Source organism: Nonomuraea sp. NPDC003707, assembly GCF_053587055.1.
On record NZ_JBSFNK010000002.1, the window covers coordinates 746,498 to 771,136 of the forward strand.

The window sequence follows — 24,639 nt, forward strand, 5'->3', positions numbered from 1 at the left end:
ACGGAATCCGCGCGACCGGGGGCGGCGCACGACGAGCGAAGGCTGCGACGCCGCCGGTACGGGCGGCAACGTCGTCGTAGACGGCCGGCCCCTCGTTTCCTCGACCGGGCCCCCGCACCGTTCAGGGCCTCGCGAGGCGGCCTGCCCAAGAACACAGCGTGGGCCCGCCGGCATCAGCCGACGGACCCACGGTGAATGTATGCGTACCGGTGTGCGTGTCGCCTCTCGGCGAAACATCCCAGGCTGGCTGCGGGCCCAAGACATCGCCATGAGATATCCATGGCGCCCCCTCGTCGGCGGCCACTGCAACAGCGATACCTGGCTGAATACCTCGGCACGCTGGCCGCCGCCGACGTGTTCACCGAGGACAACGCCTTCGGCCTGCTGGAGTCCATGCGCATCGACACCGGCCTGCTCGGCTCTTCGGTATCCACCCCTGACCGGCACGCTCGACCGTCGGCGAAGGGCCGGCAGCCGTGGTCCCGTTGTCAGGTCCGCCAGAGCGCCCGGTACTCGCGTGGCGACATGCCCCTCAGCTCCCGGAAACGGCGGTTGAAGTTGGACAGGTTGGAGAAGCCGCAGTCGGCGGAGATGCCGGAGACGGTGCGGTCGGTCTCCCTCAGCAACCGGCAGGCGGCGTTGACCCGCAGCATGGTGAGGTAGCCGGTGATCGTGGCACCCGTGGTGCGGCGGAAGAACCGGCTGGCCGAGGCCGGGGCCAGATGGGCGGCGCGGGCGACGGCTTCGAGCGTGACCGGCCCGGCGTACTCCTCGTTGAGCAGCCGGACGATCGCGTCGATGCGGTCGCGAGTGGCCCCGTTGAGGGAGGGGACGTACCGGTCGCCGGCCAGCGGGCGCGCATCGGCGCGACGCGACAGCCGGACGAGCGCGTCGATCAGCGCAAGGGTCCGCTCGGGCGGCGGCATCGCGTCGAGGTCGCCGAGGTCCACGGCGTACGGGGGAAAGCTCAGCCCCCGAGCCGAGCGTTCGAGCAGCGCGGCCACGTCGGCGAACTCGGGGCGGTCGAAGAAGTCCCGTCCCAGGAAGTCCCGGCGGAACTGGGCGACGATCGCCTCGTGCCTGCCGTGACCGGGCACCGACTGGTACGTGTGCGGCAGCTGAGGGCCGATCAGGGTCAGGTCGCCGGGACCGTACTCCTCGACGCAGTCGCCCACGAACCGGGTGCCGGTGCCTTGGGTGATCAGGGTCAGTTCGTATTCGCGGTGGAAGTGCCAGGCGAAGCGGAAGCGCGTGGCCTGGCGGACGTACAGCGTCCAAGAGAGCTGGGAGGTGGCCTCGATGTGCTCGTAGAACGCGCGCATGGTGCTCCGTCGTCATGAAAGTATCGGAATCGGTCATCCGTCGCGTGGCTCGAACACCAGGGTGCGGCAAGGCTGGTCGCATGACGATCACACCCCACGATCTCGAGTCCCGGTACGACCTCGACGCCGCCGCGCTGCGGCACTTCGACGACAACGGCTTCGTGAAACTGCCCGGCGTGCTGGACGCCGGGACTATCGCGGCGTACGAACCCGAGATCACCGCGAAGGTCATCGACCTGAACACCCAGCACCTCCCCCTCGCCGAACGCGACACGTACGGCAAGGCGTTCCTCCAGGTCACCAACCTGTGGCGGCACAGCGACCTCGTCCGCGAGTTCGCCTTCTCCCCGCGTCTGGCCCGCATCGCGGCCGAGCTGCTCGGCGTGGACGGCGTCCGGCTCTATCACGACCAGGCGCTGTACAAGGAGCCGGGCGGCGGGTTCACCCCGTGGCACGCCGACCAGTACTACTGGCCGCTGGCCGGCGACCGGACCGTGACGGTCTGGATCCCCCTGCAGGAGACGCCGGCCGAGATGGGGCCGCTGGCCTTCGCCGCCGGCAGCCACCGCTTCGAGTACGGCCGTGACCTGCCCATCAGCGACGAGTCCGAGCGGGAGCTGCAGCGGGCGCTGGCCGAGCGGGACTTCCCGTCGGTCGAGACGCCGTACCGGCTCGGCGAGGTGAGCTACCACCTCGGGTGGACGTTCCACCACGCCGCGCCGAACCGCTCGGACCTCCCGCGCCGGGTCATGACCGTGATCTACATGGACGCCGACATCACGGTCGCCCGGCCGGTCAACGACAACCAGCGGCACGACCTGCGTGCGTGGCTGCCCGGAGCCGAGGTGGGAGCCGTCCCGGACACCCCGCTCAATCCTGTTCTGCACCGGAGAGGGTGACCGGCTCCCCGGGGATGGGACACGGAAACCTTTCTGTCACTGCTTGACGGCGCCGGCGAGTCCGTTCACGAAGAACCGCTGCAGCACCAGGAAGATCGCGATGATGGGGGCGAGCGTGATGACGGAGCCGGCGCACAGCAGCGTCCAGTCGGTGGAGTTCTCGCCGATGAAGGCGTACATCCCGACGCCCAGGGTGCGCAGCTCGGGACGGGCGAGGGTGAACACGAGCGGGATGAAGAAGCTGTTCCACGCCGAGATGGCGGTGAACAGGCCGACCGTGGCCAGCATCGGACCCGACAACGGGAGCATGATCCGCCAGAAGACCTGGTGGAATCCGGCCCCGTCCACCCGGGCGGCGTCCTCCAGCGAGTGGTCGATGGCCCGGAAGTAGCCCATGAACAGGAAGGTGCCGAAGACGATCCCGCCCGCGGACTGCACGATGATGATCGACCAGAGGCTGTTGAGCAGGCCGAGCGCGTCCATGATGTCGAAGATCGGGATGATGGTGTAGCCGTGGGGGAGAAAGACCGTCCCCGCGATCACGACCAGGACGAGCCCCTTGCCGGGGAACTCGGTGCGGGCCAGCGTGTAGCCGGCCATGGCGGTGACGAGCAGGGTGATGACCACCGTGGCGACGGTGATGGTGAGGGTGTTGAGGAAGTACTGGCCGAAGGACGCCCCCTGCCAGGCCTGCCCGTAGTTGGCCCACAGCGGCGTGCCGGGCAGCGGGTTCAGGCCGCGGCCGAAGAACTCGTCGGTGCTCTTCAGCGAACTGCCCAGCGTCCACAGGAACGGGTACAGCCAGGCGATCCCGCCGAGGAGCAGGAACGCGTGCGTCAGCCACGGCGCGCGCCGGGTCATGCGCGACCTCCCCTGCGCTTGACCAGCACCCGCAGGAAGAGGGCCTGGGCCACGGCGAAGACGATGAGCAGCATCCCGTAGAAGAACGACGCCGCCGAGGCCAGGCCGACGTCCCGCTCGACGCCGGTGCCGCCGAACCCGCCGAACGCCAGGTGGTAGACGTAGGTGTTCACGACCTCGGTGGCGAAGTACGGCCCGCCGTTGGTGAGCACCTGCACGAGGTCGAAGACCTGGAACGAGCCGATGACCGACAGCAGGACGATGACGACCCCCACCGACCTGAGCATGGGGACGGTGATGTAGCGGAAGCTCGCGAGGGCGCCTGCGCCGTCGAGCCGCGCCGCCTCGTACAGCTCGTCGGGGATCGTCTGCAGACCGGCCAGGAAATAGACGAGGTTGTAGCCCAGCGTGTGCCAGATCCCGACCCCGATGATGATGATCATCGCGAAACTCGGGTCGCCGAGCCAGTCCACGTATTCGTCCGTGAGGCCGATCGACATCAGCACGTCGTTGACCACGTCGCCGAAATTGGAGAAGAGCAGCTGGACGACCACGCCGACGACCGCGGCCGACGTCACCACCGGAAGGAAGAAGAGCGTCCGGTACAGAGTCCTTCCGCGCAGCCGGCGGTTGTTCAGCACGAGGGCGAGCGCGAGCGCGAGAACGAGCTGGACGGGCACCACGAGCAGCACGTAGAAGAACGTGTTGCGCAGGGCTCCCCAGAAGATGGAGTCCGTCATCACCCGGGCGAAGTTGGCGAGCCCGACGAAGTCGCCGGGCTCGCCGATCCCGTCCCACCGGTAGAAGGTGTAGCCGAGCGACGCGATGATCGGGTAGATCACGAACGCCAGCAGCAGCACCAGCATCGGCAGGACGTACAGGTAGGACCAGCGCGCCGCGGCGATCCGCCGTCGCAGGCGGGACGCCCTGCCCGCGATCAGCGCGCGGGGCCGGCCGACCAGTTGGATGTCCGTCATCAGCTCATCCGCGCTTGGTGGTGTACGGCTTGGCGATGTCCCAGTCGGCGAACACGTAGTCGTCCATGCTGACCTTGAGCCCCTGCCCGCGGGCCTTCGACACGGCCTCGCCCAGAGCGCCGTTGAGGCGGTCCTCGAGTTCCTTGAGCGCCTTGGGCGTGTCCTTGAGTTGGCCGGTGTAGATGCCGGCCGCGACGTCCGGGAGGTCCGGCTGGACCGGCGCCACCTCCACCTTGGCGATCTCCGGGTTGCGGATGGCGGGCACCGGGCCGACGAGGGCCGTGTTCGCCATGGCCACGTACTGCTTGAACGTCGGCGAGGTCACCCCCGCCGGGTCGTTGTTCTCGGGGTAGACCGACAGGCCGTAGCCGCCCTGCACCCAGCGCTTGCCGGCGGCGGGGCTGTAGAACCAGTCGAGCCAGGCCCACGCCTGGTCGGGGTTCCTGGCCTTGGCCGAGATGCCCATCAGGTAGCTGCCCGGGGCTCCGTAGAAGAAGCCCTGCGGGGTGCCGGTCGGCGACGGGAGCGTCATGAGGCTGTAGTCCTTGAAACCGGCCTCCTCCCAGGGCGCCTGGTTCCACACGCCGCCGACGATCATGCCGAACCGGCCCTTCGAGAAGAACGCCCTGGCCTGCTCGTCCGAAATGCTCATCGAGTTCGGGTAGATGAAGCCGCGGCTCTTCCAGTCGAGGAGGAGAGCGAGGAAGTCGGCGTAGTTGCGGTCGGTCCCGTACGTCCATTTCCCGGTGCGGTAGTCGACCGACTGGGTGCCCCCGGGCGACCCGGCGCCGCGGCAGAACAGCTCGATCAGCCACGGCAGGGCCCCCTTCTGCGCGTTGCCGAAGCCGATCCCGAAGACCTTGCCGCCGCTCTTGCTCGTGATCGCCTCGGCGGCGCGGGTGATGTCGTCCCACGTCTTCGGGATGAGCACCGACCCGTCGGGGTTGGTCAGGCCGGCCTCCTTGAAGACCCCGTTGTGGATGTAGAGCTGCAGCGCCGGCGCGAGGCCGCTGAAGGGCGCGGAGTAGACCTTGCCGCCGAAGATGTTGACGCCCTCGACGAAACTGTTGGCGGGGAACCTCGACCGCCACTCGGGGGTGGCCCACTTGTCCAGGGGCATCAGCCAGCCCTCGCCGACGTGCGTCTCCAGTTTCGGCTTGGTGGGCAGCAGGAGGACGTCGGGGGCGGTGCCGCTGCGGAAGGCCAGCGCCACGAGGTCGAGGTACTTGTCGGTGACCTGGGTGGTCTTCTTGATCGTGGTCTTGCCGTTGGCCTGCTGGAAGAGCTTGATCTCGTTGTCCACCCACGGCGCCTGGCTGACGTACCAGTCCCAGTACGCCAGCGTGGTGCCCTGCGCCGGGGCGGCGTTCTGCCGGGAGTCGCCGCAGCCGGCGAGGAACGCGGCGCCGCCGGTGGCGACGGCGGCCCCCAGGAGTTGCCGGCGGCTGAGCTGAATGGCTGACATGGACTTTCCTTTCGATGAGCCGACTCGATGTGCTGACGTCAGCCGACGACCACCGTGATCGCCTTGCCGGCGATGGTCGGCATCGAGACGGCGACCTCCTTGGTGACGCCGCCGGCCGTGACCTTGACGGTGTAGTCGCCGAGGAAGCCCCGCACCGTGGTCGATCCGGTCGCCCCGGTCGTGGCCGTCGCCCTGGTCCACCACTTGCCGTAGATGAGGTCGCGCCAGGCCACGGCGTTCGGCTTGGGCGTGTAGTCGGTCCGGAACAGGGCCCGCTTGGGATCCCAGGTGTCGCCCTCCCAGAACCCGAACGTGCTGACCCCGGTGACCTGCGGCATGCTGAACATCACGGTGAGGAAGTCACGCGTGTAGTCGGCCTGGAGTTGCTCGTCGGTGGTGCCCACGTCGAACTCGGTGATCGCGACGGGCAGGCCGATCCCGCCGAACTTGTTGATCAGCGTGATCAGGTCCTGCGGCGAGGTGAGCTGCTCACCGGCGAAGTGCCCCTGGATGCCGATCCCGCCGATGGGTGCCCCGCCGTCCTTCAGCGAGCGGGCCAGGGCGGCGAACTGGTCCTGGTGACGGACCTCCCAGCCGTTGTCCTCGATGATGTCGTAGTCGTTGAGGTAGAGCCTGGGGCCCGCGTCGGCCTGCCGGGTCAGCCGGAACCAGCGGTCGATCTCGCCGTCGCCGAGCACGTTCTGCACGTCGTGGTTGGCGTACGGCTCGTTGACCACGTCCCACTCGTCGATCTTGCCGGCGAGCGTGCTGGCCTCGTCGGTGATGTGGGTGTCGATCCTGTTCCGCAGCGCGGCCGGGTCGTTGCGCAGGCCGCAGACGTCGGCGGGCATGTTGCCGCACGAGGGCCAGATCAGGGTGTGCCCGCGGACGAACAGGCCGTTGTCGCGTCCCCACTGGAGCGCGGGCAGCGTGTACGTGTTCCGCTCGGTCACGTTCTCCCAATGGTTCCACTTGAGGTTGTTGCCGAGCGTGAACTGGTTGAAGTTGGCCAGCAGCGTGTCGCGGTACTTCTGCCCCGCGGTGTTCTGGGTCATCAGCCGCACACCGTCCGCGGCCGAGCCGAACTTGAAGGCGTGCCTGGTCATCTCCGCCTGAACGGTGGCGCCTGGGACGAGGTGGCCCTGGGAGTCGACGACCTTGACGTAGATGTTGCCCTTGCGGTCGCGTTCGATCCGGTCGTCGGCCGCGGCCCGCCAGGACGCGGCCGCGTCGCGACCGGCGTAGGTGGCCTGCGGCCACCCGGCCGGGGTCCCCGGTCCGTACCGCAGCACCGACACGCCCGCGATCTGCAGCACCTGCGGCCCGTACCCGAGCCAGAAGTTGACGCGGACCTGCCCGGCCGCGTAGTCGGCGGCCATCCGGAACGGCAGCTGGAAGCGCTGCCACACGGCCCCGAACTTCATCGCCGCCTGGGTGGACTTGCTGTAGCTCCCGCCGTTCTGCTCGAACACGAAGTGGGCCAGGCCGGATCCGGACGGGGTCGGCGTGACCGACCGCGCCCAGAAGGTGGCCAGCATCGCCTCGCCCTTGACCGTGGGCTGCGCGGACGGGACGCCCACGCCGAAGGAGTACTCGCCGTCCAGGCCGGACGAGCTCGGCTGCCCGGTCACCGTGACCTGCAGCGCCTGGTCGAAGTCCGGCTGCCCTTGAACGGTGACTATCTTCGTCTGGGGTGCGGGATTACCCGTGAACTGGGTGAACGATTCGAGGATGTCGGCCGGCATGACCTCGGTCGGTGCGGCGGCGGTGGCGGGCGCCGCCGGTCCCATCAGCGCCGCGAGCAGCGCTCCGGGGATCACGTACGCCAGCGCCTTGGTGAAGCGACCCATGAGGGGGCCTTTCTTTCGACGGGCAGGGGGGATCATGACCGGTGCCGCCAGGGCGCCGGTCTTCGCTTCGTCGATGTGAAAGTGGAGGTGAGAGTCGAGGTGAGATGGGTGTCAGGCGGGAGCGGGGCCCGTGCTGTCCCGGACGACGAGAGTGGTCGGCAACTGGATGCGGGTGGGCGGTGGCGGGTCTTCCCCGGACCTGGACCCGGACCCGGACCCGGACTCGGGGGAGACGATGGCGAGCAGCATCCGGGCCGCCTGCTGGCCCATCGCCTCGAACGGCTGGCCGACCGTGGTGAGGGCGGGCTTGACGTGGGCCGACGACGGTATGTCGTCGAATCCGACCACGGACAGGTCCTCGGGCACCCGCAGACCGCGGTCGGTGGCGGCCTCCATGGCGGCGTAGGCGGTGACGTCGTTGTGCGCGAACACCGCCGTCGGCCGGTCGGCGCGATCCAGCAGCTCGCGCACCAGCTCGCGGGCCCGCGGCGGCTCGAACGCGCTCTGCGCGGTGAGCGAGGCGTCGATCGGGACTCCGGCCTCGGTCAGCGCGTCCTCGTAGCCGCGCTGCCGGTCCTGGCAGCACGGGTACGTCATCGGCCCGGCCAGCGACGCGATCCGCCGGTGACCGAGGTCCAGCAGGTGGCGGACCGCGCCGCGGGCGCCCTCGTAGTTGTCGGCCTCGACCGACGGCAGGTCGAAGTGGGAGCCGAGGGTGTTGATGAGGACCACGGGCACGCCCTGCCCGTGCAGGTCGAGCAGGGGTTTCATGGGCTGGTCCTGGTTGATCACCAGGACCCCGGCCGACAACCCCGAGGCGAGCATGCGGTCGATGACCGGCCCGTAGTCGCGGTCGTTGGTGCTCGTGTAGAGGATGATCTCGTACGGCGTGCGCTCGATGACGGAGGCGACCCCGAAGTTCAGCGGGGCCACCATCCGCCACGTCAACCCGGGCACGATCATGCCGATGAACGGCGGCCGCCCCTTCGCCAGCGCGCTCGCGGTGGCGCTGGGCACGTAGTTGTGGCGGGTGATGACCGCCAGCACGCGCCGCCGGGTGGCCGGGTCGACCCGCGGGCTGTTGTTGATCACCAGCGACACCGTGGATTTCGATACGCCGGCCAGCCGTGCTATATCGCGGATCGTGATTTTCTCCATGCCCGTTCCCCAACTGCGTCCGGCCTTTTGTCAAACCGGTCCAACACCATTTCCTGGGACGGTAGCGCTGGACCGGTTCGATGGCAATACTTCCACGAAAAACAGGAGTAACTCGCCCGTAACTCTTGCGACGAATACGGGCCGATGGCGTGCCGGCTCGGCGGTCGTGCCGCCCGGCATGCGCGGCCCGGCCACCTGGGCGCTGACCCGTGGCCCGGCGTTGCCGTTACTCGATCACCTCGCCGGCCTTGCGCGGACGGCCGTCGACGGTGACGACGCCTGAGGCGGTCGAGACGTCGATCATGCGCCCCCGATGGACCAGCCCGGTCAGCTCCACGTCCCCGTCGGGGAGCGCCGCCGGGGTGACGACCAGGCTGCCGTCGAGCCGGAAGCGCACGCCCGCCGCGCCGGTCAGGATCGCCTCCGCGCCGGCCAGCCCGGCGACGATGTTGACCCGGCGGCCTGCGGGGGGTGCCGCCGGGCGGTCGCAGTAGTGCTCCTGGGGGTAGTACGGGAAGTGCTGCCCCATCCAGAGCAGCCGTCGCATGACACTCCAGGCGAGGGACGGCTCGCCGTGCTCCCAGAGCGTCAAGGCGAGCTGCGGGCCCTCCCCGGTGTACGCCCCGCCGCCCGACCAGTCGGTGTCGCCGAGCTCGTAGTGCAGCCGGTCGTCCGCGGCCACGGCGCTGACGCCGTACGGTGCGAGGAACGAGCCGTCACGCAGCCGCCTCAGCATGGCCGAGGCCATCTCCGGCGTGCAGGCGCCGTTCCGCATCGCGTCGAACGCCTGGACGTGCTGGACGAGCTCGGTGTGCCCGTCGGGGTAACGGCAGCGGAACCAGCCCTCGCGCTCGTCCCACAGCTCGCGGGCGATCGCGTGCCTGATGTCACGGGCGCGGGAGCGCAACTCGCCGACGGGCAGCCGCGCGCCGGACACCTCGGCCAGCTCGGCGAGCCGGTCGAGACACCAGGCGCGTTCGGCGTTGGGGCTGGCGACCACGTGCTCCCAGCCGGTGCCGCGCATCTCCAGCAGGTTGTGCTGGGTGCCGTAGTCGCGGAGCGCCCCGGCCGGGGTGAAGCGGGCGTCCAGCCCTTCGACCAGCTCGTGGAGTTGGGTGACCAGGGCGGGGGAGATGTCCTGGTGGGCGGCGACGGCGGTGGCGAGGGTGACCAGGGACCAGCCGCTGTAGGCGTACGGGACGCCCTGGCCCGTGCCGTCGGGAGCGATCGCGTAGTGGCTGGTGAGGTCCACCTTCATGAGGGATTCCAGAACAGCGGTGGTGGCGTCGCCGAGCATGAGGGAGAGCAGGTGGGGGGCGTACCCGCCGGTGTCCCACGCATAGGAGCACAGCGCCCCGCCGTCCAGCCCGGAGGTGGCCACGAAGGGCGAGGTGATGAAGCCGGGGTTGTCCCAGAGACAGGCCAGCCCGCTGGACAGAGAGCCGCGCCAGTACGCCTCCAGCCCCGGGATGTCGCTGGACAGCCGCGGCACCCGCGCCAGCGCCGCGGCCAGCCGGCGCTCCGACTGGTGGCGGGACTTGGCGGCCAGCTCCCGCAGCCGCCCGGGCGGCGTTCCCGCGCCGGCGCGAACGGCCAGTGCGAACACCGCACTCCCGCCCGCCGGGACGTCCTGGCGGAGTCCCTCGTGGGAGAGCTCGACGGTGACGTCCCCGGCCTGCCAGGTCCACGGTCCCGTGCGCGTGGCCTCCGGACCGGGTTCGGGCGGGACCCAGCCCCATTCGCCGAGCGAGACACGGCGGGGGCCGCCGGGATCGGCGCGCGGGTGCAGGGTCACGGCGACGTCTCGCTCAGACCGGTTGGTGATCTCCACCTCCAGGACGAACCCGGCCTGGCCGTACAGCGGGGTGAGGGTGCTCCGCACCCCGAACGACACGAGTTCGCCGTGGTGGCGGCGGTGGTATGTGCCCTGCCGCTCGATCCGGCCAGGCCACCAGGTGCCGCCCGCGTGGAGCAGGCCCACTCCGGCCACGCCGGGCGCCGCGCCGTCGGCGATCCGGTGCCCGTCCACGTCCAGTTCGACGGCCAGCGCGGCGTCGGGGGCCGCGTACGGTGGCGCGAACCACCCGCCGACCCCGCACACCGAGCCCGGTGGGGCGTGGACGGTGGTCCAGCCGCTGGTGACCCAGGTGTGGCCGGGCGCCACGCTCTGGCGCAGGTCGAAGGCGAACTCGTCAACTGCATAAGGCATGCGTCAATCCCTTGCCTGACGGGTGGCTGGGCGGGGAGATCTCTCCGAAGGGCGCGGACGACCGGCGCTCGTGACCGATGCTGACATCGGCCCGTATTCATCGCAAGAGTTGCCGCAGTATTACCGCCGTTTTTCGTTCAAGTATTGCCATCGAACCGGTCCAGGGCTACCGTCCCGAGTAGGGTTTTGGACCGGTTCGACAAAGGTACGGCCACCTCCGAAGGCTGAATCCACCCATAACGCAAGGATCATTCGTGCCCCTGCGCCTCGCCATCCTCAGCTTCTGGCACGTGCACGCTCCCGACTACGCTCGCCAGGCATCCGAGCACCCCGGCACCGAGATCACCGCCGTCTGGGACGAGGACGCCGCCCGCGGGCGGGCCTGGGCCGACGACCTCGGCACCGACTTCCATCCCGACCTCGGCGGACTACTCGCGCGCGGTGACGTCGACGCCGTGGTCGTCACCTGCCCGACCACCGCGCACCGCGAGGTCATCACGGCCGCCGCGGCGGCCGGCAAGCACATCTTCACCGAGAAGGTCCTGGCCCCGACCCCGGCCGAGTGCGCGGAGATCACCGCCGCCGCGGAGAAGTCCGGCGTCGCGCTGATGCTCGCGCTCCCCAGGCTGTACGACGGCTACACGACGGCCATCCGCAAGGTGCTGGCCGACGGCGAACTCGGCCGCCTCACCCTTGTCCGGATCCGCCTGGCTCACGGCGGCTCGGTCGGCGAGGGCTGGCTCCCCGAGCACTTCTACGACCCGGCCGCCACCGCGGGCGGTGCCCTCATCGACCTCGGCTGCCACCCCATGTACCTGGCCCGGCTGTTCCTCGGCCGCATGCCCGAGACCGTGACCGGGTCCTTCGGCCATGTGACGAAGCGCGCCGTCGAGGACAACGCCGTCGCGGTGCTGCGCTGCGCGGACGGCACGCTTGGCGTGGTGGAGGCGTCCTTCGTCGCACCGGCCTCCCCGTTCACCATCGAGCTGCACGGCACCGAAGGCTCCCTGGTGTACGGGACGCCCGAGCCGCGGATGCTGCTCAGCAGCGGCGGCGCCTGGCGCGAACTGCCCGTGCCGCCGCGTACCGGCACGCCGTTCGAGCTGTTCGTACGCCATGTCGCCGACGGCACCCGTGACGAGGAGAACCTCGCCCTCGGCCTCGACCTGACCCGCTTGATGGTCGCCGCCACCCGCGACAGCCGCGAGGAAGGAAGCCGCATATGACCCTCTCCATCGGCCTCATCGGCGGCGGGAACATCTCCCGCTCCCATCTGCGCGGCTATCTCGCCGTCCCGGACGAGGCGGTCGTCACCGCCGTCGCCGACGTGGACCTCGACACCGCCACCGAGCGCGCCCAGCAGGCGGGTGGCGCCCAGGCGTACCGCTCCTACGAGCGCATGCTGGAGGAGGCCCCCGTTGACGCCGTCGACATCTGTCTGCCCCACCATCTGCATGCCGACGCCGTCATCGCCGCCGCCAAGGCCGGCAAGCACATCCTGTGCGAGAAGCCGCTGTGCCTGACGATCGCCGAGGCCGAGCGGATCGCCGACGCGGTGGGCACCGCCGGGGTCACCCTGATGTGCGCGCACAACCAGCTCACCTTGCCCGCGGTCGCCCACGCCCGCGAGCTCATCGACTCCGGCGCGCTGGGCCGGGTGTACGAACTGCGCACCACCGACAGCTTCTTCAACGACTTCGACCCGTCGACGATGGGCTGGCGCGCCCATGCGGCCACCAGCGGCGGCGGCGAGCTCATCGACACCGGCTACCACCCCACCTACCTGCTGCTGTACCTGGCGTCCGCCCGCCCGGTCGCGGTGACGGCGATGCTCAGCACCCACCGGCTGGCGTTCATGGAGGGCGAGGATTCCGCCCGGGTGCTGGTGCGCTTCGCCGACGGCGCGGTGGGGGAGGTGGTGACCAGCTGGGCGTACGAGGCGGCGCCGTTCACCGAGAAGTTCTCGGCGGTCGGCGAGCTCGGCAGCCTGTGGAGCGACGGCACGACGCTGTGCCACAAGCCACGCGGCGGGGCCGCCACCACGCTCGAATTTCCGGCCGTCGACTCCATTCCGGCCGTCTGCGCCGACTTCGTCCGCCGGATACGTGACGGATCGCGGCCGGTGCACACCCACGAAGAGGGCACGGACGTGCTCAAGGTCATTCTCGCGGCCTACCGGTCCGCGCAGGAGAAACGAGAGATCACCCTGTGACGGGCCCCGCTGCGCATTCCGGGAGAGCATTATGAGTGACGTCCTCGAGCGATTCGACCGCGACGGCTACGCCGTCTTCCGCGATGTCATCGACCGGGAGCTGGTGCGGGAGGCGGCCGGCCACGTTGACTGGCTGCAGCGCCGCCACCCGGACCTGCGGCCCGAACATCTGGGCCACACGCTGCTGCGCGACGACCCGTTCTGGCTGCGGTTGATCTCGGACGACCGGCTGCTGGACATCGCGCAGACCTTCATCGGCCCGGACATCGCGCTGTTCGCCTCGCACTACATCAGCAAGCCGCCGTACTCCGGGCAGCCGGTGCTCTGGCACCAGGACGCGGCGTTCTGGCCGCTGGAGCCGATGCGGGTGGTCACGCTCTGGCTGGCCATCGACCACTCGACGCCGGGCAACGGCTGCGTACGGCTGATCCCCGGCAGCCACCGAGGTGACATCCAGGCGATGCGCCCCAACACGACGGTGGACAATGTGCTCGGCGAAGAGATCGCGGCCGAGGTGGAGGAGTCGGCGGCCGTGGACATGGTGCTGGCGCCGGGCGACGTCGAGGTGCACCACCCGAACATCGTGCACGGCAGCAACGCGAACACCTCGCCAGAGCGGCGATGCGGGCTGACCATCCGCTACATCCCGACCTCGACCCGCATCACGGCGGACGAGCAGCCTTACCCGAGCGCGTTCCACCTGCGTGGCGAACCCGGCGTGAACGCCTATCAGCCATGGCCCGACTTCGACCCGGCACGGCACTACCGTTTCACGGGGGCGGAGGTCACGCGGCGGTAGAAGCAGACGGGACCTACGTACCGGCGTGCGGCAACGGTGGCCGCAGGCCGGTACGTAGGTCCCGCCGTACAGCACGAGACCGGGATGCGCTGTCCGACCCGGCGTCGGCGTAGGCGGCACGGACGATCTCCCGCACGGCGGGCGGCAGCGTGCCGACGGTCAGGAGCGGGCGCTCAAGCTAGAGCGCGTCGGGGCCCGGGGGTGTCTTCCCGCCGGTGCCATCCTCATCGCCGGCGTGCTGGTCGCTGCGCCCGTTGCGGGCGGGGTCGTGGACGTTCTCGTCCATGGACTCGGCCGGGGTGAAGGCGTTGAACGGGCTCGTCGCCGCGGGGATGACGATGGGCTCGACGGGCCCGGTGTCGACGGTCGACTCCAGCGGTCCAGGGTTGACGATCGACTCCAGCGGCTCGGTCAAGGCATCATCCTCCTGAGGGCCGAGAGCGGGGTCGGGTCGTCGGTTCTCCTGCTGGGAGGGGGCGCTGTCCTGCTCGCCGGGTGGGGTGGTGTCGAGGGCTACGGCAGCCTCGATGGCTTCCAGGAGCTCCCATCTCCACACCGTGTTCTCGTCCGGCTCGGCGACGCCGTGCCGCGGGCCGACCGGCACGGGCGGGCTCGGGGGAGCGTACCCGGCGGCGGCGGTGGCGGCCGAGCGGGCGCCGGCGCGCGTCTTGAGCACCACGAACACCGCGAACAGAACCACGACGGTGACCACGGCCGAGGTGACCAACGCCGGAGTGGACAGGCTGGGCAGCGGGCCGCTGACCGAGGCCTGGAGGTGCGTGGGGAACGCCGTCGCGACCGCGGTGTCAGCCGATTTCGGCGCGGCAGGGGTGCTCTCCTCGGGGACCGGCTCGGCCGAGAAGGGGGCGGTGGTCGGCGTGGGGGTGGCAGTCGGCTCGGACTGGGGCGTGGCCGCCGACTCCGTCGGGGAAGCGGTCGGCTCGGGTTCGGGAGAAGCGGTCGGCTCGGCGGTGGTGGCGGTCGGCGAAGGAGTGGTCTCCGAAGCCGTCTGCGGCACCGATGCGCTGGCCGTGGCCGTGGATGTGGCCGGGGTCGTCGTCGAGGGCGTGGTCGACGGTGTGGTCGACGGTGTGGCAGAGGGCGCGTCGGAGGTCGGGGTCGCGCTGGCTGTGGGGGGTGTCTCGGAGACGGTTGGCGTTGGAATGGCCGTGGCCGTGGCCGAGGGCGTGTCGGAGGTCGGGGTGACCGTGGCGGTCGGGGTGTCGGAAGCCGGGGTGGGGGTGCCGGTCGGGGTGTCGGAGGTCGGGGTGGTGGAGGCCGGGGTGGTGGACGGCGTGTCCGATGTCGGACTGGCGCTCGGGTTGTCGGAGGAACTCGGTGCCGGGGCAACCGTGGCGGGCGGAATGTCGGCGGAATCCCGGGTTGGGGTTGTCGCGTTCGGCGGTGAGTCCGAAGCCTGAGTGTGTTCGGGTGCGGTGGCGGAGTGAGGGTCGTCCTGGTTGTCGCCTGGGCTCACAGGGTCAGCCGACTGCCCCTGAGAGTGCGAGCCGTCCGCAGCACTCGTGGCCGGTACGTCCGCGGCGGCCCAGCTCGGCTCGTCCGTGGCGTGGGTGCCCGGTCCGTCGGAGGTGTTCCGGCCCGGGTCGTCAGCCCCGGGCCGGGCGCCTGACGGAGCCGCGTGGTCGTCGGTGGCCTGAGGGTTCTGGTCGTGGGGGCTCTGGAGTGTCTTGTCGCCGGACGGCTGCTCTTGCCCCGTGTGATCGCTGGATGGCTGCTCTTGTCCCGTGTGATCGCCGGAGGGCTGGCGGGGTGCCCGGTCGGAGGGTTGGTCGTTGGTCGTGTCCGCGTCGGGTCGCGAGTCAGCGGGCCGGTGACCGGGTTGTTCCTGGTTCTTGTGGATGTCGCGTGATGCCTCGGACGCCTGGTCGGCGTATTGATCTTGCCGCGTCTGGGACCCGGGTCGTGCTTCGGCGGACCAGTCGCCGGCCGCCTGCTGCGGCGCCTCGGGTCCAGGCCGCGCCTGAACCAGCTGGAGTACGGACTTGGTCGTGTCCAGGTTGGCCTTGACCCGTTCCGGATAGCCGTACCCGACGACACTGCTCGTGCTGCGCTCTTTGCTCTCCACGACGCCGCCGTCGGTGTTGCCCTCGATCGTGAAGATCGTGTCGCCTCGCACCTTCGTCACGACGCCGACGTGGTCGATGTCGTCGATCTTGCCGGAGCCGCTCCAGTCGAAGAAGACCAACGCGCCGGGCGTCGGAACCTTCCCCCACGCGTGCTGTTCCTTGAACCACTTCGCGTGTGCCACCGTCCACGCGAACTGGCCGACCCATGCCTGGAAGCCGAGCTTGTGCGCCGCCCACGAGATGTACATGTCGCACCACGGGGCCGAGCTGTAGTCGGCGTCGAACTCGACGTTGCTGCCGTACCATTCGCCGAACTTGGTGCTCGAGCCCTTGTCGGCATAGCCGAGCTGGCGCTGGAGCAGTTCGATGAACCTCTGCGTCTCTGGCGTCATGGAAGTGAGGGAACCTCCTGAACAAGGCCGGATATATGCACATTGATCCTGACAAAATTGGTAATCTTGTGACCAATGTGAATAAACCGGAAGTCTGCGATAGGGCGAGGGTAGCCTGATGTTTCCGCAGGTCAAGTGCGCCCCAAGGAGGGTTCAACGCTTCCGGTGAAGGTAAAGTCCCAGGTAGAAGGCGGTGTCCGATGTGTCGCCTGATGGGAGATATATGGAAAGATCTACCTAAATTCGCTAACAGGCACCCGTCAGCGGGTCTCACTCGTGGTGTCGGACTCACGTGTGCCGAGTGGCTCCGCGACAGTCGCGAGGCGCCGTGCCCGTACCGGTCGTGAATGGGCCTTTCGCGGGCTCCGACGGCACAGCCCCGCCTGGGGCCGGCCGCGCCGTCGTCAATGAGCGCTTCGCCCCTGGCCACCAAGGTCGAGGCGGGTGATCAGCCGATCTCGGCGATGGCGGCCAGGCGGGGGTTGGTCATGAACTCGGCGTCGTTTCGGTCAACAGTGGCGCTTCGACACCGCGGGCCGAGGATCAGTAGCCCGCCGGTGCCGGCCAGTGGCGTTCGATCCCGATCGTGTCCAGTTCCCTGGTGAACTCCTCCAGCAAGGTCTCCTTCTCCCTGACCTCCTGCGGTTCCACCTCCCGGCGCAGGCAGTACGAGGCCAGCTGGCCCGCGACCTCACCCACATTCCATTCCACAGGATGCAGGCGAAAACACCCGTTCGAGATGTGCGTGGTGCCGATGTTCTTCCCCGCGGGCAGCAGGTTCCGCATCCTGACGGGCAGCAACGCGCCGAGCGGGATCTCGAAGGGCACGCTGGCGATGTCGATGTAGTTGTCCCCACCGGTCGACGGGTGCAGGTCGATGCGGTACGCGCCGACTCCGACGGAGTCATGGTGCCGCAGCGTGCCGCGGTCGCCGCGGACGGCCCTGGAGACATGGTGCTCGGTGACGGTGGTGACCGCGCGGATGCGCCTCGATTCCCTGACGTAGGCGGACTTCGCCAATCCGTCCGCGGTGCCGACCACGTCGTGGCGGAGCCGGAGCCCGGGAAAGCCGGTGCCGCCGTCAGGGCGGGGCGCTTCGGTCTGGAGCCAGTACAGCAGCGACAGCGACAGTTGCCTGGCCTCCCTGTGCGCCAGCGCCGCCGTGTCGGCGTCCACCTCGATGATCGGGCGCAGCCAGTAGTCGTTCAGCGGCCAGTTGACCAGAGTGATGTCAGAAGCGGCGAAGCCGGGCTCGAACAGGTCGCGGGCGAGGATCCTGCGGAACATCCACAGGTCCTTGTCCCCCGATTGGGCGCTCTGGTCGGCCAGCACCCCGCGGGGATCACCGGGCGGGTTGGGGTCGAACCAGCGGGCTTCGGGCTCCAGGGTGCGTGGGTCTGGTGCGCTGAAGCCGAGCAGCGGCCCGGGCCAGAAGCCGGGCCGGTAATCGCGCCAGAATCCGTAGTCCGAAGGCCGGTCGATGACGTGGTTCTCCCCGTCGTGGTGGGAGACGGCGAAGCAGTAGGTGATGCCCTGCATGTTCAGCGGCTGGTACTCGTCCGGCGCGTGCGGCTCGTCGTGCTCGCCGCGGGCCTCCGCACCCGTGACGTACTCCGTCCTCGCCAGCGGCAGCAGATCGCCGGTCTCCGTCGCGTCGAGGACATAGGCGGCGGCGATGGTGTGTGAGTCGCCGGAGCGGAGGTCCAGCAGCGTGACGGCCCTGACGCGGTCACGGTCCACCTCGACATCGACAGGACGGTGTTCAAGGAGGACGCGCAGGCGCCCGGCGGCCACGTGGGGAGCCAGCATGGCCTGCAGGATCGCCAGGGAGACGCGTGGTTCGTGGCACAACTTGCTGACATATCCGGCGCCTGGGTTCAGCTCGCGCCAGCGCTGCGCGCCGCCGGTCATGGGGTACCAGCGCCGGTAGTAGTCGCGGATGGAGCCGCGCACCTCACGATAGGTAGCGGTGGAGCCGTAGCTCTCGATCCACGGGTGCTCGTCGGGGGGTACGGCCTGCGCGGTGAGCTGGCCGCCGATCCAGTCCGTCTCCTCGGTGAGGACGACGTCGTGGCCCGCACGGCAGGCGGCCAGGGCCGCGGCGACGCCGCCCAGCCCACCGCCGACGATGAGGATGTCGGTCATGGGTGATGCCTTTCGAGAGGGCTAGCGGGGAGGCGCCGCGGTCTCGCCTGGCTCAAGCTCGCAGGTCAGGAGCTGATGCCTGGGGACCGTACGGTCTCCCGCGATGAGTTTCGTGAGCAGCCGGACGGCTGCGGCCCCCATCTCACGACGGGGTACGGCGAAGCCGGTGAGCCCTGCCGCGCGGTCGCGGGGGTCGCCGAACGTGGCCAGGGAGAGGTCGTCGGGGAAGCGGAGCCCCGCGCGCTCGGCGGCCGCCAGGAGGGCGCGGTGGGCGGCGTCGGTGTCGGTGGCCTCGGTGACCACCGCGGTGATGCCCTGGTCGCGCCAGGCGCGCAGCCGGTCGGGGGTCAGGTCGGCGCCGTCGGTGCGCACCACCTCGGCTGCCAGCCCGCACTCTTCCATGCCGCTCCGGAAGCCCGCCTCCCTGTCGACGGAGGTGATCGCCTCGTCGGCTTCGCGCACGTACAGGATGCGCTCGTGGCCCAGCCCCGCCAGATGCCGCACCACGGCGGCGCCGGCGGAGACGTAGTCGGCGCCGATGTAGGCCAGGCGGTCGCCGAACTCGTCGTGCCGCCCTATGTAGACGACAGGCAGATCGGTGGCCAGCAGGCGGTCCATCTCCCGCACGGGCAGGTGCCTGCCCAGGAACAGGCAGCCGTCGGCCAGTCGCACCCGGTTGAGCACCTGGGCGTGCGGGCGCTCGCCCGTGGTGCTGGAGGCGATGAACATCAGCAGGTCGTAGCCCTGCGCCGCCGACTCCTCCTCGATACCCACCAGGAACGGGTAGTAGGCGTGGGATATCTCATTGGGGAAGGTCGAGGTGAAGGTGTAGAGGCCGAGCAGGTTGTTCTGCCCGGCCGCCAGGCGGGTGGCGATCGGGTCGGGCACGTACCCGAGTTGCTCGGCGGCCTCCATGACCTTGCGCTGGGTCTCCTGGGCGATGCCCATGGCAGCGGCGCCGCCGCCGAGGATCAGGGACACGGTCGGCTGTGAGACGCCGGCCAGTCGAGCGATGTCCGCCTGACGAGGGCGACCGCTGGGTCTCATGGCATATCCCCCAAGAAGTAGTAGATCACGGAGCCTCGATCCCGCCGTCGGGCCTGCGCACCCGCGCGGCCCACCGCTCGTGCAGGTGCGTTTCCGGTGGGTATCGCTTGGCGGCGTTCTCGTCGAGGTCGACGCCCCAGCCGGGTCGATCAGAGGGGGCGATGTAGCCGTTCACCGTCCTCAATGTTCCCGGGAACACCTCGTGCACGGTCTCCGGGTAGACATGCGCCTCCTGGATCCCGAACGCGGGGCTGGTGACGTCGAGCGTGACGTTGGCCGCCGCGCCCACCGGTGACACGTCGGGCGGCCCGTGCCAGGCCGTCCGCACCCCGGTCAGCTCGCACAGCGCGGCGAGCTTGCGCACGGGCGTCAGCCCGCCGACGGCCGAGACGTGCAGGCGCAGGTAGTCGACGCCGCCGGAGGTGATGAGGCGCGCCGCGTCGGTCACCGAGGAGACCAGCTCGCCGGAGGCGATCGGCATCGGCGCGGCCGCCCGCACCTCGGGCAGCCGGTCGAAGTGCTCGGGTGCGAGCGGGTCCTCCAGGAAGAACAGCCGGTACGGCTCCAGCGACCGCGCGAGCGCCACGGCCTCCTTCGGCGTGAGCCGGTTGTGCGCGTCGTGCAGCAGGCCGAGCTCCTCACCGAGGACCTCGCGGGCACGCTCGAACAACTTCGGCGTGCTCCGCAGGTAGTGGCCGACGTCCCAGCCGTCGGGATGGGGGCTGCCCGGATACCCGCCGGGCGTGCCGACGCCGCCGTACGTGCCGAGTCCCGGCCCGCCCGCCTGCAGCCGTACGTAGCGGTAGCCCTGCTCGGCGAGCGCGGCGGCCCGCTCGATCGACTCCTCGACCTCGCCACCGCGAGCCCCGGTGTAGACGGCGGCAGCCGCCCTGACCCGCCCGCCCAGCAGCTCGTACACCGGCACGCCGAAGCGTTTGCCCGCGATGTCCCACAACGCCTGGTCGATGCCGGACAGCGCGTTGTTGTGCACAGGCCCGCCCCGCCAGTACGAGGAGTAGTGCAGCATCCGGCCGATGTCCTCGATGTCGGCCGGGTGCCGGCCGATGACCATGGGAGCGAGGTGCCGCTCGATCGCGGCGACCACGGCGTGGAAGCGCTGGGTGAAAGTGGCACAGCCCAGGCCGTACAACCCGGGTTCCGAGGTGTCGATCCGCACGACGACGAGCGGGACCCCGCCTGGGGCGGTGACGACCGCGCGCACACCGGTGATGCGCAGCCCGTCCCTGGCCTGCCACGGCGCCTGCGTCTCCGGCATGATCATGATTGTCGCTCCTCTGGGAACGGATGCCGAGCAGTGAATCCGAGCAGTCGCCTGGCCGGCTCGAGATCGATGGCCACGGTCCTGCCGGGCAATGCCGTACGGCGCGGCACGCCGGGGTGGTGCGCCGCGAGCAATTCCTCGGTGGGGGTCGCCACGAGCGTCTCGTCCGCGGCGACGAAGATGACCGGCGCGCCGTGCAGCGGGGCCGTCAGCCCGAGCAGGCAGGCGCGCGCGGCGTCGCGCAGGTCGAGGTAGCTCCACACCTCCGCGGCCCCGGCCGCGGGATCCCCGGCCAGCCGCTCCGCGCGCGCGGCGAGCCTGGCCTGGTCGCCGAGGAAGGGGAAGCGCAGCGCGGCCACGGTCATGCCGTGCCGCCGGTGCATCATCGCCGCCGTCGCCTCGTCCACCTGCTTGGACAGCGCGTACGGGTCCTCGATCTGCAACGGCACCCGCTCGTCCAGCGGCAGGTACGGCGGGCTCGGGCGGGACCTGGCGAACGGCAGGCCGGTGACCGACAGGCTGCCGGCGATCACGGCCCGCCGTACCCCCTGCTCTCCCGCCTCGTTCAGCACCACGAACGTCGCCTGCGTGTTGGCCGAGAACACCACCTCGGGCGCCGCCACCTCGGGCGAGGCCAGCGCCGCCGTGTGAATGACGGCGTCGGCCCCTTCGAGTGCCGCGCGGACGGCGGCCGGGTCGCGGGCGTCGCCCACGACGACCCGCTCCGCCGCCGGCGGGCCGGGATCCTGCGCGACGAGCGCGGTCACGGCGATGTCCCGCGACGCGAGCTCTGCCAGTACGGCGGAGCCGAGGCGGCCGGCCGCACCGGTGACCAGGACCCTCATCCCTTCAGCCCCGTGAAGGCGATGCCCCGGATGATCTGCCGCTGGAACAGCAGGAATACCAGGACAGGCGGGATGATCGCGATCAGCATCCCGGCGATGAGCAGGGCCTGGTCCGAGGTGTCCGCCAGCCGGGGCAGGGCCACCGCCAGCGGCTGGCTCTCGGTGTCGGTGATGGCGATCATGGGCCAGAGGAAGTCCTTCCACGCGTTCATGACAGCCAGCAGTGATACCACGGCCAGGATCGGACGTGACATCGGCAGCACCACCCGGGTGAAGATCCGCCATGGTCCCGCGCCGTCGAGGCGCGCCGCCTCGAACAACTCCTTGGGTATGCCGTCGAAGAACTGCTTGACCAGCAGGACGTTGAAGGCGTGCGCCCCGGCGGGCAACCACACCGACAGCGGGGTGTTGGCGATGGACAGGTCCAGGACGGTCAGGTACAGCGAGACCATCGAGACGGTGCCGGGCAGGAACAGCGTCGCCAGGACCGCGCCGTAGATGTACCTGCCGTAGGAGGGTCGCAGGACCGACAGCGCGTAGGCGCCTGTCGTCGCGACGAACAGCTGCGTGAACCAGGAGCCGCCGACGAGGACGACGGTGTTCGTCAGGTAGTGGCCGACCTCCAGGGTCGTCCACGCCTCCGCCAGGTTCGACCATCGCACGTCCGCCGGCCACAGGGCCAGCGGACGGCGCAGCGACTCCTGGGTGGAGGAGATCGCGCCCTTGAAGATCCAGTAGATCGGCCCGGCACCCTCCAGGAGCAGGGCCATGATGAGCAGCACCTGGGTGGTGCCCAGTCCGAGGCGCATCCCGCGCCCACGCCGTTCGGTGTCGGAGATCACTCCCCTCACTTCGTCCCCCAAGCTCTGGTGAGCCGCAGGTACACGGCGGACAGCACCGCCAGCACCACGGCCAGGCTCACGCTCAACGCCGCCGCCGTGCCGTAGTCGCCGTTGACGAACGCGTACCTGTAGATCAGTAGCAGCACCGTGACCGTCGAGTCCTCCGGCCCGCCGTCGGTCAGCACGAACGGCTCGGTGAACACCTGGAAGGTGTTGATCACCTGGAGCAGCAGCATGATCAGCAGGATGGGCCGGAGTTGCGGCAGCGTCACATGCCACAACCTGCGCCACACCGACGCCCCGTCCAGCTCGGCCGCCTCGTACAGCTCGGTCGGCACGCTGGACAGCGCGGCCAGGTAGATGAGCACGACGCCGCCGGCGCCCGCCCAGGTCGCCTCCAGGACCAGGCTCGGCATCGCCATGCCCGTGGACTGCAACCAGGGGTACGGTCCCAGCCCGACCAGCCCGAGCAGCTGGTTGAACAGGCCGGAGTCCGGGTCGTAGAACCACTTCCACATCAGCACGGCCACCACCGGCGGCACCACCACCGGCAGGTAGACCAGCACCCGCATCAGCCCGGAGCCGCGCCGCAGCTCCGACATCAGCACCGCCAGGAAGATCGGCAGCGGAAAGCCGATCAGCAGGGCCAGGCCGGTGAACAGCAGGGTGTTGCGCACCGCCGTGCCCAGCAGGGGGTCGGCGAGCAGGGTGCGGAAGTTGTCCAGGCCCGCGAAGGTCGCCGCCTCGACCAGGTTGGTCTGCTGGAATCCGAGCACCACGCTGCGGATGATCGGCCACCACGAGAACAGGCCGAAGACCAGCACCGTCGGGATGAGGAACAGCGCGGCCGCGACGCCTTTGCCCCGCGTCACTGGGCTTTCTCAAGCAGCGGCGCGACCCGTGCCGACGCCTTGGTCAGCTCGTCGCGCGGGTCGGCGTCCTTGCGGGTCAGGACGGCCTGCACGGCGGTGTCGAGTGCGCCGTACAGGTCCTGGGCAGCGACGGGGGGTTCGACGACGTACTCCAGCTTGTCGGTGTCCTTCACGTAGGGCGCGAAGTTCGACACCGGGATGTTGCCGTGCTTGGCGATCGCGGCGTTCACCGGGCCTGACACCGACGTGCCGTAGAACGGGAGCGTGGGCAGGCCGACGGCCAGCTTGTCGGCGGCGTTGGCCACGGCCAGCTGCTCGGCGGCCGCCGGGTCGTAGTTGGGTTTGAGGTAGTAGAAGTCGATCCACTTCACCGCGGCGGCTCGCTGCGCGGCCGTGGCTTTGGCGTTGACGGCCGCGACCAGCCCGCCCAGCAGTGTCGCCTTGCCGCTGCCCTGCTGCGGCAGCGCCGCGATGCCGAAGTCGTCCGGCTTGCCGGAGTAGAGGGTGGTGTAGCGGCTGTAGCTGTTGACGGTGCCGATCATCATGCCGATCTTGCCGGCGGCGAAGTCGCGCTCCGCGTCCTGCTGGGTGCGCAGTTGGTTGGCGCCCATGGAGTCGTCCTGCCACCGCATCGTGGACAGGTGCCGGAGCGCCTGCTCCGCCGGGCCGTCCAGGAGCGAGGGCACGTACTTGTCGCCCTCCTGCTTCTCCATCCGCCCGCCGAAGGAGTAGGTCATGGCGGTCAGGATCCAGCCGCCGGTGTTCTTGACCGTCATCTGCGTGTACCCCGCGGCTCCCGCCCCGGCGATCTTCTTGGCCGCCGCCCTGACCTCGTCCCATGTGGCGGGTGGCCGGTCCGGGTCGAGCCCCGCCTTCGTGAACAGGGCGCGGTTGTAGACCAGGCCCAGCGCGTACTCGGTGACGGGCAGGCCGTAGACCTTGCCGTCCGCGCCGGTCGCGGGAGCCAGCGCGCGGGGGTCGAAGTCTCCCGCGTGCGGCAGGCTCTTGATCTCGGCGCTGAGGTCGGCGACCTGGCGCCGGGCGATGAGCCCCGGCGGCTCGGTGAGCGGCACGGTCAGCACCGTCTCCGCGTTTCCACCGGCCAGCCTGGTCGCGAACGTCCTGGCGTCCCACTGCGTGTCGGTCGGCTTGATCTTGATGGTGGGGTTGGCCTTCTCGAACGCGGCGACCGCGTCGAGGAACTGCGTGCGGGTCTTCGCGGCGGTCGTGGGAGGCATGCCCGCCACGGTGATCGTGGTCTTGCCCGAGTCCTCACCCGACGAGCCGGACGAGCAGCCCGCCGTCGCGGCGGCGAGCACGAGCGCCCCCGCCATCCACCTTCTGGGGGCTGGCACATCCATGGCTACTCCTCTGG

At 70.0% G+C, this 24,639-nt stretch carries 19 protein-coding genes; 4 read left to right on the forward strand and 15 right to left on the reverse strand.

Annotated features, from left to right (window positions below; translation table 11 throughout):
* Positions 1-488: 488 nt before the first annotated feature.
* Complete coding sequence (locus ACWDRB_RS07485) at positions 489-1,322, reverse strand: AraC family transcriptional regulator (protein WP_449892258.1); 834 nt, start codon at positions 1,320-1,322, stop codon at positions 489-491.
* Positions 1,323-1,402: 80 nt separating this feature from the next.
* Between ACWDRB_RS07485 and ACWDRB_RS07490 the strand changes: the two genes are divergently transcribed.
* Positions 1,403-2,221, forward strand: a complete 819-nt coding sequence (locus ACWDRB_RS07490; RefSeq protein ID WP_449892259.1) for a phytanoyl-CoA dioxygenase family protein — start codon at positions 1,403-1,405, stop codon at positions 2,219-2,221.
* Positions 2,222-2,257: 36 nt separating this feature from the next.
* Here the strand turns inward: ACWDRB_RS07490 and ACWDRB_RS07495 are convergent, their stop codons facing one another.
* The 6 genes from ACWDRB_RS07495 to ACWDRB_RS07520 all read right to left on the reverse strand — a co-directional run bounded on the left by ACWDRB_RS07495 (position 2,258) and on the right by ACWDRB_RS07520 (position 10,741).
* Positions 2,258-3,082, reverse strand: a complete 825-nt coding sequence (locus tag ACWDRB_RS07495; protein WP_350734862.1) for a carbohydrate ABC transporter permease — start codon at positions 3,080-3,082, stop codon at positions 2,258-2,260.
* Positions 3,079-4,059, reverse strand: coding sequence for a carbohydrate ABC transporter permease (locus ACWDRB_RS07500; RefSeq protein WP_350734863.1), 981 nt, complete (start codon positions 4,057-4,059; stop codon positions 3,079-3,081). Before ACWDRB_RS07500 ends, ACWDRB_RS07495 begins: the two co-directional genes overlap by 4 nt.
* 4 nt (positions 4,060-4,063) lie before the next feature.
* The gene (locus ACWDRB_RS07505) at positions 4,064-5,524 is read right to left on the reverse strand and encodes an extracellular solute-binding protein (protein ID WP_449892260.1); all 1,461 of its coding nucleotides are present in this window, start codon (positions 5,522-5,524) and stop codon (positions 4,064-4,066) included.
* Between the two features lie 38 nt (positions 5,525-5,562).
* Positions 5,563-7,374 carry an endo-1,4-beta-xylanase gene (locus ACWDRB_RS07510; RefSeq protein ID WP_449892261.1) on the reverse strand — a complete coding sequence of 604 codons (1,812 nt, stop codon included), beginning with the start codon at positions 7,372-7,374 and terminating at the stop codon, positions 5,563-5,565.
* A gap of 111 nt (positions 7,375-7,485) precedes the next feature.
* The gene (locus ACWDRB_RS07515; protein ID WP_449892263.1) at positions 7,486-8,532 is read right to left on the reverse strand and encodes a LacI family DNA-binding transcriptional regulator; all 1,047 of its coding nucleotides are present in this window, start codon (positions 8,530-8,532) and stop codon (positions 7,486-7,488) included.
* Positions 8,533-8,758: 226 nt separating this feature from the next.
* Entirely contained in the window at positions 8,759-10,741 is a 1,983-nt protein-coding gene (locus ACWDRB_RS07520; RefSeq protein WP_449892265.1) for an MGH1-like glycoside hydrolase domain-containing protein, read from the reverse strand.
* 254 nt (positions 10,742-10,995) lie between these two features.
* Here ACWDRB_RS07520 and ACWDRB_RS07525 point away from each other — a divergent pair, with 254 nt between their 5' ends.
* The 3 genes from ACWDRB_RS07525 to ACWDRB_RS07535 are packed head-to-tail and all read left to right on the forward strand — an operon-like array spanning position 10,996 to position 13,752.
* A complete protein-coding gene (locus ACWDRB_RS07525; protein WP_449892266.1) occupies positions 10,996-11,967 on the forward strand; it encodes a Gfo/Idh/MocA family protein in 972 nt (323 codons plus the stop codon).
* Positions 11,964-12,953, forward strand: a complete 990-nt coding sequence (locus tag ACWDRB_RS07530) for a Gfo/Idh/MocA family protein (protein WP_449892267.1) — start codon at positions 11,964-11,966, stop codon at positions 12,951-12,953. The genes ACWDRB_RS07525 and ACWDRB_RS07530 overlap by 4 nt, the downstream gene beginning before the upstream one ends.
* A gap of 31 nt (positions 12,954-12,984) precedes the next feature.
* Complete coding sequence (locus tag ACWDRB_RS07535; protein WP_449892268.1) at positions 12,985-13,752, forward strand: phytanoyl-CoA dioxygenase family protein; 768 nt, start codon at positions 12,985-12,987, stop codon at positions 13,750-13,752.
* 178 nt (positions 13,753-13,930) lie between these two features.
* Here ACWDRB_RS07535 and ACWDRB_RS07540 read toward each other — a convergent pair whose 3' ends face one another.
* The 8 genes from ACWDRB_RS07540 to ACWDRB_RS07575 form a co-directional block, all read right to left on the reverse strand.
* Positions 13,931-16,231 (reverse strand): CHAP domain-containing protein, encoded by a 2,301-nt coding sequence (locus ACWDRB_RS07540; protein ID WP_449892269.1) that lies wholly within the window; start codon positions 16,229-16,231, stop codon positions 13,931-13,933.
* A gap of 543 nt (positions 16,232-16,774) precedes the next feature.
* Positions 16,775-18,376: an FAD-dependent oxidoreductase gene (locus ACWDRB_RS07545; protein WP_449892270.1), complete on the reverse strand. Its 1,602-nt coding sequence runs from the start codon at positions 18,374-18,376 to the stop codon at positions 16,775-16,777.
* 21 nt (positions 18,377-18,397) lie between these two features.
* On the reverse strand, positions 18,398-19,423 hold the full coding sequence (locus ACWDRB_RS07550; RefSeq protein WP_350734880.1) for a LacI family DNA-binding transcriptional regulator: 1,026 nt from the start codon (positions 19,421-19,423) through the stop codon (positions 18,398-18,400).
* A gap of 25 nt (positions 19,424-19,448) precedes the next feature.
* A complete protein-coding gene (locus tag ACWDRB_RS07555; protein WP_449892271.1) occupies positions 19,449-20,705 on the reverse strand; it encodes an enolase C-terminal domain-like protein in 1,257 nt (418 codons plus the stop codon).
* Positions 20,702-21,550 carry an NAD-dependent epimerase/dehydratase family protein gene (locus ACWDRB_RS07560; RefSeq protein WP_449892272.1) on the reverse strand — a complete coding sequence of 283 codons (849 nt, stop codon included), beginning with the start codon at positions 21,548-21,550 and terminating at the stop codon, positions 20,702-20,704. The genes ACWDRB_RS07555 and ACWDRB_RS07560 overlap by 4 nt, the downstream gene beginning before the upstream one ends.
* Positions 21,547-22,392 carry a carbohydrate ABC transporter permease gene (locus ACWDRB_RS07565; protein ID WP_449892273.1) on the reverse strand — a complete coding sequence of 282 codons (846 nt, stop codon included), beginning with the start codon at positions 22,390-22,392 and terminating at the stop codon, positions 21,547-21,549. The genes ACWDRB_RS07560 and ACWDRB_RS07565 overlap by 4 nt, the downstream gene beginning before the upstream one ends.
* 5 nt (positions 22,393-22,397) lie before the next feature.
* Positions 22,398-23,264: a carbohydrate ABC transporter permease gene (locus ACWDRB_RS07570; protein ID WP_449892274.1), complete on the reverse strand. Its 867-nt coding sequence runs from the start codon at positions 23,262-23,264 to the stop codon at positions 22,398-22,400.
* Entirely contained in the window at positions 23,261-24,625 is a 1,365-nt protein-coding gene (locus ACWDRB_RS07575) for an ABC transporter substrate-binding protein (protein ID WP_449892275.1), read from the reverse strand. The genes ACWDRB_RS07570 and ACWDRB_RS07575 overlap by 4 nt, the downstream gene beginning before the upstream one ends.
* Between the last annotated feature and the right edge of the window lie 14 nt (positions 24,626-24,639).